Below are 12,644 nucleotides of genomic sequence, written 5' to 3'. Positions count from 1 at the left end.
CCGTTCACGGCGAGCGCCCGCGCCTGACGGTGGCTACAATCCAGCTATGAAAGCCGCGGTGCGATTACGGTACGGCTCGCCCGACGTGGTCGGCGTGACCGAGGTGGAAAGACCCGCGGTCAAGCCGGACGAGCTGCTCGTCAGGGTTCACGCGACCACGGTCAATCGCACCGACTGCGCGTTACGCGCCGCCAAGCCGTTCCTCTGGAGATTTTTCGCGGGTTTCTTCCGGCCCAGGCTGCGCATTCTCGGCAACGAGTTCGCTGGGGAGATAGCGGCCGTCGGCGACGAGGTCACCGCTTTCCAGGTCGGCGAGCGGGTGTTCGGCTACAACGACGCCACGTTCGGCGCTCACGCCGAGTACATGACCATCTCCGCGGACGGCACGCTCGCCACCATCCCCGACGGCCTGGACTATGACGAGGCCGCCCCCAGCACCGAGGGCTCGCACTACGCGCTGTCCATCATCACGGCCGCGCAGGTCGGGGAGGGCCACGACGTCCTGGTCTACGGCGCGACCGGGGCCATCGGCTCGGCCGCGGTCCAGCTGCTGAAGGCTCGCGGGGCCGTGGTGACGGCGGTCTGCGACACGGGGACCATGGAGCTGGTACGCGGTCTGGGCGCCGACCGGGTCATCGACCGCACCGCCGTCGACTTCACCCGCGACACGGAGAAATACGACGTCGTCATCGACGCGGTCGGCAAGAGCACGTTCGGCCGCTGCCGCCGGCTGCTGAAACCGCGTGGCGTCTACGCCGCCTCCGACGTCGGCCCGATGTGGCAGAACGTGTTCCTCCCGCTCGTCACCCGGCCGCTCGGCGGCAGGAAAGTGCTCATGCCGCTGCCGAGAAACGACCGGGAAACGGCCCTGTATTTCCGCGACCTGATCGAGTCCGGCCGTTTCACGCCGGTCATCGACCGGCGATATCCGCTGGCCGACATCGTCGAGGCGCACCGTTATGTCGACTCCGGCCGGAAGATCGGCAACGTCGTGATCACCATCGACCATTCCAGCTGACCGCCGCCCCGGACCGGGCTCCTCTCGGAGCCGGCCGGTGCCGCCGAAGGGCGGGCGCTCACCCGAGCCGGGTGCGTCAGAGGCCCATCGGGTGCCAGACGGTCTTCGTCTCCACGAAGGGCCTGATGCGGGCCACGCCGGGGTCGGCGGCGGACCAGTCGTCGTGGCGGCCCGGCCGTACGACCCGCTTGAGCGTGCCCGCCGCCAGTTCCTCCAGCTCGGCGGCCAGGCCGCCCGCCCCGGCCAGGTCCAGGGCGTTCACGTCGGCGTGCCCGGCCAGCGGCGGCGCCAGCTCGCCGAGCCGGCCGGTCAGGACGTTGACGACGCCGCCCGGCAGGTCGGAGGTGGCCAGCGCCTCGGCGAGCGTGACGGCGGGCAGCGGGGCCCGCTCGCTCGCCACCAGCACGGCCGTGTTGCCCGCGGTGATCACCGGCGCGAGCACTGCGACCAGGCCGAGCAGCGGGGAGCCGTCGGGCGCGAGGACGCCCACGACCCCGGCCGGATCGGGCTGGGAGTGGTTGACGTAGGGGCCCGAGACCGGGTTGGCCGCCCCGAGGACCTGGCCGAGCTTGTCGGCCCAGCCGGCGTAGTAGACCCAGCGGTCGATCGCGGCGGACACCACCCCCTGGGCCCGCGCCTCGCTCACGCCCTGGGCGGCGGCCACCTCCGCGGCGAACTGGGCGCGCCGCCCCTCCATCATCTCGGCGATCCGGTAGAGGATCTGGCCGCGGTTGTAGGCGGTGCGGCCGGACCAGCCGGGGAAGGCCCTGCGCGCCGCCACGACGGCGTCGCGCACGTCCTTGCGCGACGCCAGGGCCGCGTTGGCGAGGTGGACGCCGCGGGAGGATGTCACCGGGTACGACCTGCCTGATTCCGAACGCGGGAACGCCCCGCCGAGGTAGAGCTTGTACGTCCTGCGCACGGCCACGCGGGCCGGCGTGGAAGCGGTCCTGTCAGCCAAGGTATGCCTCCAGCCCGTGCCGGCCGCCCTCGCGGCCGTAACCGGACTCCTTGTAGCCGCCGAACGGGCTGGCGGGATCGAACACGTTGAAGGTGTTGGACCACACGACGCCGGCGCGCAGCCGGCTCGCGGTCCACAACATGCGGGAGCCCTTCTCCGTCCACACCCCGGCGGACAGCCCGTACGGCGTGTTGTTCGCCTTGGCGACGGCCTCCTCGGGGGTGCGGAAGGTGAGCACCGACAGCACGGGGCCGAAGATCTCCTCGCGGGCGATCCTGTGCGCCTGCGTGACGCCGGTGAACACGGTGGGCGGGAACCAGTAGCCGCGCTCCGGGATCGGGCACGCGGGCGACCAGCCGCTCGCGCCCTCCGCCTCGCCGGCGGTCGCCAGGTCGCGGATCCTGGCGAGCTGCGCGGCCGAGTTGATCGCGCCGATGTCGGTGTTCTTGTCCAGCGGGTCGCCGAGCCGCAGGCGCTCGATCCTGGCCCGCAGCCTGGCCAGCAGTTCCTCGGCGATCGACTCCTGGACCAGCAGGCGGGAGCCCGCGCAGCACACGTGGCCCTGGTTGAAGAAGATCCCGGCGACGATGCCCTCCACGGCCTGGTCGATCGCCGCGTCGTCGTACACGATGTTGGCGCCCTTGCCGCCCAGCTCCAGGGTGAGCCGCTTGGCTGTGCCCGCCACGGCGCGGGCGATCTCCTTGCCGACGCCGGTCGAGCCGGTGAAAGCCACCTTGTCCGCGTCCGGGTGGGCGACCACGGCGCGGCCGGTGCCGCCCGCGCCGGTCACGATGTTGACCACGCCGGGCGGCAGCTCCGCCTCCTGGCAGATCTCCGCGAACGCCAGGGCGGTCAGCGGCGTGGTCTCGGCGGGCTTGAGCACCACCGTGTTGCCGGTCGCCAGGGCGGGCGCGACCTTCCACGCGAGCATCAGCAGCGGGAAGTTCCACGGGATGACCTGCGCGGCCACGCCGAGCGGGCGCGGGGAGGGGCCGAGCCCGGCGTGCGCGAGCTTGTCCGCCCAGCCCGCGTGGTAGAAGAAGTGCGCCGCGACCAGGGGAAGGTCGACGTCGCGGGTCTCCTTGACGGGCTTGCCGTTGTCGAGCGATTCGAGCACGGCCAGCTCGCGGGCGCGTTCCTGGATGATGCGCGCGATCCTGAACAGGTATTTGCCGCGCTCCGCGCCGGGCAGCGGCGACCACACCCGTTCGTAGGCCCGGCGGGCGGCGGCGAAGGCGCGGTCCACGTCGGCGTCGGACGCCGCGGCCACCTCGGCGAGCGGCTCCTCGTCGGCGGGGTTGACCGTCACGATCCGCTCGTCGCTCTTGGCCTCGGTGAACTCGCCGTCGATGAACAGGTCGTACGCCGGCCGGATCGTCACGATCGACCGTGATTCCGGCGCGGGCGCGTAGTCGAAGATCTCCACGGGTCCCCTCAGTCGATCGTGTAGTAGTCGGGCCCTGCGTAGTGCCCGGTGCCGAGCTTGGCGCGCTGCATGAGCAGGTCGTTCAGCAGCGTCGAGGCGCCGAGCCGGAACCGCGCCGGGTCCAGCCAGCTCTCCCCGGCCACCTCCTTGACCAGCACCAGGTAGCGGATCGCGTCCTTGGTGGTGCGGATGCCGCCGGCCGACTTCACCCCGGCCTGCCGTCCCGCGGCGGCCCGGTAGTCCCTGACCGCCTCCAGCATGACCAGGGTGACCGGCAGGGTGGCGGCGGGCGCGACCTTGCCGGTGGAGGTCTTGATGAAGTCGGCCCCGGCGTGCAGCGCGAGCCAGGACGCCCGCCGTACGTTGTCGTAGGTGACGAGCTCGCCGGTCTCCAGGATGACCTTCAGGTGCGCGTCACCGCAGCACTCCTTGACCGCCACGATCTCGTCGAAGACCTTGCGGTAGTCGCCGGCGAGGAACGCGCCCCTGTCGATGACCATGTCGATCTCGGTGGCTCCGGCGGCGACCGCCGTACGCGTGTCGGTCAGCTTCACCTCCAGCGAGGTGCGTCCGGCGGGGAAGCCGGTGGCGACCGAGGCGAGCCCCACCCCGCTGCCCGCCAGGACGGGTGCGGCCACCGGGATCATGTCGGGATAGACGCAGACCGCGGCGACCGGGGGCGCGGTGGGGTCGGCCGGGTCGGGCCGCATGGCCTTGGCCGCCAGCGCGCGGACCTTGCCGGGGGTGTCCGCCCCTTCGAGCGTGGTCAGGTCGACCATGCGGATGGCCAGGTCGATCGCCTGGCGCTTGGCCGTGGTCTTGATCGACCGGGTGGCCAGGTCGGCGGCGCGGCGGCGCACGCCCACCTCGTCGACGCCGGGCAGCCCGTGCAGGTAGGCCCGCAACGAGCCGGATGGAAGGGTGTCAGGCACGGGCGCCACGCCTTTCGATCAGCATGTTGAGTACGAGGGCGACCAGCAGGATCAGGCCGGTCACCACCATCTGGAAGAAGGAGCCCAGGCCGAGCAGGTTGCACAGGTTGCGCAGCACCGACAGCAGCAGCACCGCCACGAAGGTGCCGAACACCCCGCCCCTGCCGCCGAACAGGTTGGTGCCGCCGAGCACGACGGCCGCGATGGCGTCCAGCTCCAGCCCGTTGAACGCGGTGGGCTGGCCCACGGTCAGCCGCGAGGTGAGCAGCACGCCCGCGAGCGCCGCCAGCGCGCCGGACACGGCGAACACGGTGGTGATCACGCCGCGCACCGGCAGCCCCGACAACCGCGCGGCCTCCTTGTTGCTGCCGACGGCGTAGACGTACTCGCCGAAGGTGGTGCCGCGCAGCACCACGGCGGCGAGGATCGTGATCACCACGAAGATGATCCCGACGATCGGGACGTAGCCGACGAACCCGCCGCCGAGCAACTGGAACGACTCCGCCCCCGCCGCCTCCGCGGGCTTGCCGTCGGTCAGCAGGTACGTGAGCCCGCGGATCGCGGTGAGCCCCGCCAGCGTGGTCATGAAGGCCGGCAACGCCAGGTACGCCGACAGCCCGCCCATGATCGCGCCGAACACGGCGCCGGCCAGCACGCTGAGCAGGATCGCCGGCAGCACGGGCACGCCCGAGGTCATGAGGATGGCGACCGTCATCCCGCCGAAGGCGGCCACGCTGCCGACCGACAGGTCGATGCCCGCGGTCAGCACCACCATCGTCATGCCGATGGCGACGATCCCGGTGAGCGACGACTGCTGCAGCAGGTTGGCGATGTTGCGGCCGGTGAGGAACTGCGGGGCCAGCAGCGTCGCGACGACGCACAACGCGAGGAAGACCAGCAGCAGGTTGGACTTGACGATCAGGTCGGCGCCGCGCCGCGACCGGGCGCCGCCGGCCTGCTCGGCGGACGCGGCCACCGAGGATCCGATCGAGGTGGTCATGGTGTCGCTCCTGTGATGACGGCGTGCGCTATGGCGCTCTCCGGACTGACCCTCGGGTCGAAACGGGCGATGTTGCGGCCCTCGTACAGGACCTGGATGCGGTCGGCGTTGGCGGTCAGCTCGTTGAGCTCGCTGCTGGCGAGCAGGACCGCCACGCCCTGGCCGGCGAGGTCGCGTACCTGGCGGTAGAGGTCGGCCTTGGCGCCGACGTCGAGCCCGCGGGTGGGCTCGTCCAGCAGCAGGACCCTGATCCCGCCCCTGGTGATCCACTTGGCCAGCACGACCTTCTGCTGGTTGCCGCCGGACAGCTGGCCGACGAGCTGGCCCTGCCCGGCGGTCTTGACGCCGAGCCCGGCCAGCGCCGGTGCGGCCAGGCGCCGTCCGAGCCGCCCGGGCAGCAGCCACGGTGGCCGGTCGAGGGCCGCGATCGCCGCGTTGCGGCCCACCGAGAGGCCGAGCATCAGGCCCTGTTCCTTGCGGCTCTCCGGCACCAGCGCGAGGCCGGCGCGCACCGCGGCGGCCGGGTTGCCCGCCTTGAGCGGGCGGCCGTCCAGCCGGGCGGTGACGTGCGCCTTCAGGTCGCCGAAGAGCGCCCGCAGCAGCGTGGTACGCCCCGCGCCGCCCAACCCGGCCAGCCCGACGACCTCGCCGGGGCGCACCTCGATGTCGCGCACGTCGAGCAACCCCGGCACGTGGACCCGGTCGACGACCAGCAGCGGCTCGCCCTCGGGCGCGGGATGATCGGCGGGGCGCACGAGCTCCTTGGCCTCGCCGATCATCGCGGCCACGATCTCGTCCGGCGTGGTCGAGGCCAGGTCGTAGACGCCCGCCGTCCGGCCGTCGCGCAACACGGTGGCGCGGTCGCCGATCTCCTTGACCTCGTCGAGCCGGTGCGAGATGAAGATGACCGAGCGCCCTTCCTCCGTGAGCGACCGGATGACGCCGAACACCGCCGCCAGTTCGCTCTCTCCGAGCGTGGCGGACGGCTCGTCCATGACGATCACCCGGGCGTCGGCGGTGAGCGCCTTGGCGATGGCGGTGAGCTGCCGGGCCGCGATGGGCAGGTCCCTGACGCGGGTGGTCACGGGGAAGCGCGCGCCGACCCGGTCGAGCGCCTGGCGGGCCAGCCTCGCCCGCCGCGCCCTGCGGACGAACGGGCCGAGCCGGGGCGAGCGGCCCAGCAGCAGGTTCTGCGCCACGGTCAGGTCGGGCAGCAGGTCGAGCTCCTGGTAGATGACGGCGACGCCGGCGGCCAGCCCGGCGTGCGGGGTCGAAGGGCTGAACGGCTCGCCGTCCAGCAGGATCGTCCCCTCGTCCGGACGGTAGGAGCCGGCCAGGATCTTCATCAGCGTGCTCTTGCCCGCGCCGTTCTCGCCCAGCAGGCAGTGCACCTCGCCGGCCCGTACGGTCAGCTCCACGCCGTCCAGGGCGACCGTGCCGGGGAACCGTTTGACGATCCCCGACATCCGCAGCCGCTCGTCCGTCATGCCCCCTCCTTCCACGTGTCCAGCAGGTACGTCGCGCTCTGGTCGTCGGTGATCAGCACGTCGCAGAGGCGGCTCGCCACGACGGCCCGGCACACCGCGTGCTTGGCCTCGCCGCTGACGAGCGCGACGGAGGCGGTGGACGCGCGCAGGACGTCCAGTGACAGGCCGAGGGTGCGCCCGTCCAGGCCGGGGTCCACGATGCGGCCGTCGCGGTCGACGAAGCGGCCCAGCACGTCGCCCACCGCGCCGGCCTCCGCGAGCCTGGACAGGTGGCCGGCGTCGATCTGGCCGGAGTCGACCAGCACGGAGTCGCTGCCCATGCCGCCGGGGCTGAACAGGAACAGGTCGGCCCGGGTGGCGAGGGCGAGCACGTCGGAGACGGCCCGGTCGCTCTCCAGCACGGCCCGGGTGCTCTGCTGCTCCAGGATCGCCGGGGCGGGCAGCAGCGTGGCGGCGCCGCCGCCGTGGTGGGCGATCAGGCTCGCCATGCTGTGCGCGCTGGTCGGCTGCCGCGACCGGCTGAGCGCGCCGTTGATCTGCACCACGTTGACGCCGGTGGCCCATCCGGGCTTGAGCCCGCCGGCCAGCCGGTCGAGCGTGCGCCCCCACGACACGCCGATCAGCCGGGGCGTGGGCCGCATCGCCATGAGGTGGTCGGCGCCGGCCGCGGCGACCCGGTCGCGCAGGTCCTCCGCGCCGCTGTTGCCGCCGCCGGCCACCACGACCGCGTCCCGCAGCCCGCAGCGCTCCTTGAGCGACTGTTCCAGGGCGCGTACCCGGGACCTCGGGTGCAGCACCTCGATCCGGACGATTCCGGCCTGGCGCGCCTCGGCCAGCATCCTGCCCACCTTCCAGCGGGTGAGGTGCAGGGCGTGGGCGATCTGTTCCTGGGTCTCCCCGCCTTCGTAGTAGCGGATGGCGACCTCGTAGAGCTGGTCGTCGTAGTCGGCAGGGACGGTCATGGGTCCTGCCTCCGTTCCGGCGCGTTCAGGCGGTGCGCGAGCGGCGTGGTGGCCTCGGTGGCCGCCCGGTAGTCGGCGTAGCCCTGCCGGTAGGCGTCCCGGTGCTCGGGGACCGGCTCGATGGTGCGGGTGCGCGGCGCGTACTCGGCCGCCGCCTCGGCGAGCGAGGCGTGCCGCCCGGCGCCGACCGAGGCGATCACCGAGCAGGCCCGCAGCGTGAGGTTGTCCCCCGTGACCAGGCGGACCGGCCGGCCGAGCACGTCGGCGGTCGTCTGGAGCCACAGCTCGTTGTGCCGGATGCCGCCGGACAGGAAGATCTCCTCCACGCCGATCCCGCCCTCGGTGAACGAGTCGATGACCTGCCTGGTGCCGTACGCGACGCCCTCCACGGCGGCCCGGTAGACCTGCTCGGGCGAGCTGGCCAGGGTCAGCCCGAGCACCGCCCCGCGCAGCAGCGGATCGCGCAGGGGCGTGCGGTTGCCCATGAAGTAGTCGAGGACGATCAGGCCGTGATCGACCGGCGGCAGCGCCGACGCGGCCTCGATGAGCCCGCCGATGTCGGCTCGCGGCCGTCCCATGAGCCGCTCCCCCGCCCAGGCCAGCACCGAGCCCGCGCTCACCTGGCCGCCCTCGACGAGCCAGCGCCCGGTGCGCAGCGCGTCCGGGTACGGCCCCCACACGGTGGGCGGGAAGACCGGTTCGGCGATCTCCGTGACGAACGCGTTGGACGTGCCGCACACGATCGACACCCGGCCCTCGGGTGCGCCGCCGATGGCCAGCAGCGACAGGTGCGCGTCGATCCCGCCGGACGCGACGACGGCCGGGCCGGTGATGCCCAGCTCCTCGCGGGCCGCGGCGCTGACGGGCCCGATCGGGTCGCCGACGGGGACGATCTCGTCCGGCAGCTTGCCGGCCAGGTCGCCGACGCCGAACTGCTCGTACAGGTCATGAGGGAACCCCGCGCCGCGCGGGTCGTAGTTGCTCTTGCAGACCGCGTTCATCCGCGATCCCGCCCACCGCCCGGTGAGCCGCCACACCATGTAGTCGACCGCCTCGGTGATGCGCGTGGCCTGACGGTACGTCCCGGGCTCGTGGCGGGCCAGCCACATGGCCTTGGGCACGAGCCATTCCACCGCGTCCGAGCCGCCCGAGTAGCGGAGCACCGGGTGGCCGCTGCGCGCGGTCAGCGCCGACTCCTCGCCGGCCCGGCCGTCCATCCAGAGCAGGGCGGGCCGCAGGGGGCGCCCGTTCCGGTCGAGGACGGCCACCGTGGAGGCCGTGGTGGCCACCGCGATCCCGGCGATCTCCGGGTTTCCCGCCTCGGCGAGCGCCGCGCGGGCGGCGCGGACGCTCGCCCGCCACCAGTGCTCCGGGTCCTGCTCGGCCCAGCCGGGCCGGGGAAAGCTGGTCGGGTAGGCGTCGTCGCCCGTCCCGGCCTGCGTGCCCTCCACGGTGTAGACCGCCGCGCGAGCGCCCTCCGTGCCGAGGTCGAGGGCGAGGAAAGCGCTCATCGTCACTCCTCGTTCGGCAGGAAGAGCACCTTGGAGCTGAAGATGGAACGTTCCCCGAGCCCGGCCATGGTCTCGGGCAGCGCCTCCAGCCCCAGCTCATGCGTGATCATGAACTTCCAGGCCAGCTCGCCGGAGGCGAGCAACCTGGCCGCCTCCCGCCACTCCTCGCCGGGGAACGGCGCCGAGAAGGAGTTCCACGCGCCGTGCAGCGTGACCTCGCGGCGCAGAAAGGAGCTGAACGTGGCCTTGGGCAGCACCACGGGCTCGTGCGGGATGCCGATGAACACCGCCTCGCCGTGCCGGGCCGTCAGCGCCACCGCCTGGTCGATGGTGGCCGGCACGCCCGCGGACTCGACGACCACGTCGTACCCCTCGCCGACCAGGTCGGCGGCGGCCTCGGAGCTGGTGGCGGTGTGCGTGGCGCCCGCCTCCGTCGCCATGGCGGCCTTCTGCTCGTTCAGCTCGATCACGAGCACCTCGGCGGCGCCGGCGATGCGCGCCCACTGTACGGCGAACAGCCCGATGGGGCCGGCGCCGACGACCGCGACCCGGTGGCCGCCGCGCATCTTCGTCCGCCACAGGGCGTGCAGGGCGATCGCCGCCGGGTCCAGCATGGCGGCCGCCCTCGGGTCGAGGTCGGCGGGCAGCACCATGAGGTTCTCGTCGGGGACGGTGACGTACTGGGCGTACGCGCCGTCCCTGCGGCTGCCGAAGTAGCCGTAGTTCTGGCACAGGCTGAAGTGCCCCTGGCTGCACGGCGCGCAGGCGTGGCACGGGATGAGCGGGGGCACGGTGACCAGGTCGCCCTCGCGCACGCGCCCCGTGGCGGCCAGGCGCTCGCCCATCCGGACCACGTGCCCCGAGAACTCGTGGCCGCAGATGATCGGGAAGTGGTAGGCCCCCGCGGACAACATGCGCGGGATGTCCGATCCGCACACCCCGCAGGCCGCGACGCGGACGAGCGCCTCGCCGGGGCCGGGCTCGGGCACGGGCACCTGCTCCACCCGGATGTCCCCGGGCGCGTGGAGCACTGCGGCCTGCATGGTCATGTCTCCGCCTTCCTGGTCTTCGCCGGTGGTCACTGCTCGCGCGCCTGGGCGAACTCGCCGGGCCCGGTGTACTGGGCCGCGTTGTCCGGGTCGATCAGCTCGGTGCCCGCGTCGATGGAGGCCTCGACCTTCTCGCCCTTGCCGACCTTGAGCACCGTCTCCACGGCCTTCGAGCCGAGCGAGATGGGGTCGTTGAGGGCCGTGGCGACGTACTGCCCGCCGCCGGCGATCTCCTTGACCGCCTCCATGAGCCCGTCCACGCCGGCGACGAGGACCTTGCTCTTGCCGCTCTCGTTGAGCACCTTCAGCGCGCCGAGCGCCATGTCGTCGTTGTGCGCGTAGACGGCGGCCACGCCGGGGTTGACCTGGAGCAGGTCCTGCATGGCCGTGACGGCCTTGGCCCGGACGTAGTCCGCGTACGGCCCCTCCACGATCTTGATCTTCGGGTTGGCCTTGACGGCCTCGTGGAATCCGGCGCTGCGGTCGCGTGCCACGGCGCCGCCCGCGTCTCCCTTGATCTCGATGACGGTGCCGCCCTTGGCGCCGAGCTGCTCGCTGAGCCGCTTGCCGACGAGCTCGCCCATCGCCTTGTTGTCGCGCCCGACGTGGGCGACCGCGCCCTCGGCGACCGGCCGGTCCACGGTCACCACCGACACTCCGGCCGCCTTGGCGGCGGCGAGGCCGGGCTGCACGCCCTGCGGGTCGACCGGGTTGATGAGCAGGACGTCGACCTGCCGGGTGATGAGGTCCTGGACGTCGTTGTTCTGCTTGGTGACGTCCCCGCCCGCGTCGGCGAAGTAGAGCGTGGCGCCGGCCTTCTTGGCGGCGGCTTCGGCTCCTTCGCGCAGTTGCACGTAGAACGGGGACTGCTGGGTCGCCTGGCTGAAGCCGATGACGAGCGGGCCGTCGCCGGCCTCCTGGCTCGTGCCGGCGGTGGACCCGCCGGGGGTGGTCGACACCGAGCAGGCGGCCAGGGCGGCGATGGAAAGGAGGAGGACAGGCATTTTGAACAGCCGGAATCCACGCATAGGGACCTCCGTATGTGACGTGGTAACGCACGCTAAGTCGCCCGTTCACCTGGCGGCAACACATGAGCCGGAATTTGCTCATATGAGCACGCGATACCCGCCACACGACAAACTGCCTGCACAGAGGTCCCTCCAGCCACCACCGATCAGGTCGGACGGCGGGCTTGGCTGTCGAGGGACTGGCGGACGGCGCGGTGCAGGATGGTTCCTCCGGCACTCACGCCATATCCGAATCCATTCGGATATGGGCAAGCTTGTCGGGGTTGGCCACCGAGTGGATCGTGTGGACCATGCCGTCGGCGATGTCGAGCTCGATCACGCCGATCACGCGCCCTTCGGCATCGAACTTGACGGCGCCCGGCCGGCCGTTGACCCAGGCCGGCCGGAGAGAGACCCCCAAGATCCCGGCCCGGCGGAACACGCCGAGGAGCAGCCGCACGACGGGCAGCCGCCCGGCCAGCCGCTTTGCGAAGGCCTGCACCTTGCCGCCACCGTCCCCGTGCAGCACCACGTCGGGCGCGAGCATGCCGAGCAGAGCGTCCATGTCGCCGCCCGCGGCGGCCTCGAAGAACCTGCGGGCGAGTTTCTCGCCTTCCGCCCGCCGCTCGCGGGGCGGCGCGCTGCCGGCCATCTGCCCTCCGGCGGCGATGCGCTGCCGGGCGCGGGCGAAGATCTGCCGGCAGTTCACCTCGCTCTTGCCGGTGATCCTCGCCACCTCCGGGTAGCCGTACCCGAACACCTCGCGCAGCATGAACACCGCCCGCTCCACCGGCGAGAGGGCCTCCAGCAGCACCAGGAACGCCATCGACAGCGAGTCGGCCAGCTCGGCCTGCTCGGCCGGCCCCGGTCTGTCCGCGGGCACGACGACCGGCTCGGGCAGCCAGTCGCCCACATAGGTCTCCCGCCGTACCCGCGCCGAACTCAGGTAGTTGATGCCCAGCCGCGTCACCGCCGTGGTCAGGTACGCCTTCGGATTGACGATCACAGTCCCCTCCTGGTGCGCCCGGCTCAGGCCGAGAAACGCGTCCTGCACGATGTCCTCGGCATCGCCCACGGACCCGGTCATCCCGTAAGCGATGGAAAACAGCAGCGGCCGGTAACCGACAACCTCTTTCTCATCCGTTGATCCCGGCATACGACCCCTCCCAACTCTCGTATCGAGGCTCCACGCGGAGCCCATCTGCCTGCCCGCCCACCGCGTCGACGCCCTCGGTACCCGGCGGCTCGCACCTGTCCGCTCGATCGGCTGTCAATGGTGGCCGGGTCCCGG

Annotated in this window: 11 protein-coding genes; 1 reads left to right on the top strand and 10 read right to left on the bottom strand. The window is 72.4% G+C overall.

All coding sequences use genetic code 11. The annotated features are described in order from the left end of the window. Positions 1–46: 46 nt before the first annotated feature. Positions 47–1,018 (top strand): NAD(P)-dependent alcohol dehydrogenase, encoded by a 972-nt coding sequence (locus ABGA98_RS34630; protein WP_347622641.1) that lies wholly within the window; start codon positions 47–49, stop codon positions 1,016–1,018. Positions 1,019–1,094: 76 nt separating this feature from the next. Here ABGA98_RS34630 and ABGA98_RS34625 read toward each other — a convergent pair whose 3' ends face one another. The 10 genes from ABGA98_RS34625 to sigJ form a co-directional block, all read right to left on the bottom strand. After that, entirely contained in the window at positions 1,095–1,979 is an 885-nt protein-coding gene (locus ABGA98_RS34625; protein ID WP_347622640.1) for an aldehyde dehydrogenase family protein, read from the bottom strand. Beyond that, entirely contained in the window at positions 1,972–3,405 is a 1,434-nt protein-coding gene (locus ABGA98_RS34620; protein WP_347622639.1) for an aldehyde dehydrogenase family protein, read from the bottom strand. The genes ABGA98_RS34625 and ABGA98_RS34620 overlap by 8 nt, the downstream gene beginning before the upstream one ends. Before the next feature lie 8 nt (positions 3,406–3,413). Beyond that, complete coding sequence (gene deoC / locus ABGA98_RS34615) at positions 3,414–4,337, bottom strand: deoxyribose-phosphate aldolase (protein WP_347622638.1); 924 nt, start codon at positions 4,335–4,337, stop codon at positions 3,414–3,416. Continuing rightward, a complete protein-coding gene (locus tag ABGA98_RS34610; RefSeq protein ID WP_347622637.1) occupies positions 4,330–5,337 on the bottom strand; it encodes an ABC transporter permease in 1,008 nt (335 codons plus the stop codon). Before ABGA98_RS34610 ends, deoC begins: the two co-directional genes overlap by 8 nt. Next, positions 5,334–6,824, bottom strand: a complete 1,491-nt coding sequence (locus ABGA98_RS34605) for a sugar ABC transporter ATP-binding protein (protein ID WP_347622636.1) — start codon at positions 6,822–6,824, stop codon at positions 5,334–5,336. Before ABGA98_RS34605 ends, ABGA98_RS34610 begins: the two co-directional genes overlap by 4 nt. Beyond that, positions 6,821–7,786, bottom strand: a complete 966-nt coding sequence (locus tag ABGA98_RS34600) for a sugar-binding domain-containing protein (RefSeq protein ID WP_347622635.1) — start codon at positions 7,784–7,786, stop codon at positions 6,821–6,823. Before ABGA98_RS34600 ends, ABGA98_RS34605 begins: the two co-directional genes overlap by 4 nt. Then, positions 7,783–9,297: an FGGY-family carbohydrate kinase gene (locus ABGA98_RS34595; protein ID WP_347622634.1), complete on the bottom strand. Its 1,515-nt coding sequence runs from the start codon at positions 9,295–9,297 to the stop codon at positions 7,783–7,785. Before ABGA98_RS34595 ends, ABGA98_RS34600 begins: the two co-directional genes overlap by 4 nt. A 2-nt stretch (positions 9,298–9,299) precedes the next feature. Then, positions 9,300–10,346, bottom strand: coding sequence for a galactitol-1-phosphate 5-dehydrogenase (locus tag ABGA98_RS34590; protein WP_347622633.1), 1,047 nt, complete (start codon positions 10,344–10,346; stop codon positions 9,300–9,302). A gap of 29 nt (positions 10,347–10,375) precedes the next feature. Continuing rightward, positions 10,376–11,350: a substrate-binding domain-containing protein gene (locus ABGA98_RS34585; RefSeq protein ID WP_347622632.1), complete on the bottom strand. Its 975-nt coding sequence runs from the start codon at positions 11,348–11,350 to the stop codon at positions 10,376–10,378. 241 nt (positions 11,351–11,591) lie between these two features. Beyond that, entirely contained in the window at positions 11,592–12,509 is a 918-nt protein-coding gene (gene sigJ / locus ABGA98_RS34580) for an RNA polymerase sigma factor SigJ (protein WP_347622648.1), read from the bottom strand. Between the last annotated feature and the right edge of the window lie 135 nt (positions 12,510–12,644).

The sequence above is a fragment of the Nonomuraea sp. B1E8 genome, assembly GCF_039871515.1.
In the GTDB taxonomy this organism is placed as follows: Bacteria; Actinomycetota; Actinomycetes; order Streptosporangiales; family Streptosporangiaceae; genus Nonomuraea.
Note: the sequence above shows the minus strand (reverse complement) of the source record. Positions and strands in the feature narration are given on the sequence as shown.

Coding starts and splice junctions, on each gene's coding strand:
- ABGA98_RS34630 (WP_347622641.1), top strand. CDS start 47: ATGAAAGCCGCGGTGCGATTACGGTACGGCTCGCCCGACGTGGTCGGC.
- ABGA98_RS34610 (WP_347622637.1), bottom strand. CDS start 5,337: ATGACCACCTCGATCGGATCCTCGGTGGCCGCGTCCGCCGAGCAGGCC.
- ABGA98_RS34605 (WP_347622636.1), bottom strand. CDS start 6,824: ATGACGGACGAGCGGCTGCGGATGTCGGGGATCGTCAAACGGTTCCCC.
- ABGA98_RS34600 (WP_347622635.1), bottom strand. CDS start 7,786: ATGACCGTCCCTGCCGACTACGACGACCAGCTCTACGAGGTCGCCATC.
- ABGA98_RS34595 (WP_347622634.1), bottom strand. CDS start 9,297: ATGAGCGCTTTCCTCGCCCTCGACCTCGGCACGGAGGGCGCTCGCGCG.
- ABGA98_RS34590 (WP_347622633.1), bottom strand. CDS start 10,346: ATGACCATGCAGGCCGCAGTGCTCCACGCGCCCGGGGACATCCGGGTG.
- ABGA98_RS34585 (WP_347622632.1), bottom strand. CDS start 11,350: ATGCCTGTCCTCCTCCTTTCCATCGCCGCCCTGGCCGCCTGCTCGGTG.
- sigJ (WP_347622648.1), bottom strand. CDS start 12,509: ATGCCGGGATCAACGGATGAGAAAGAGGTTGTCGGTTACCGGCCGCTG.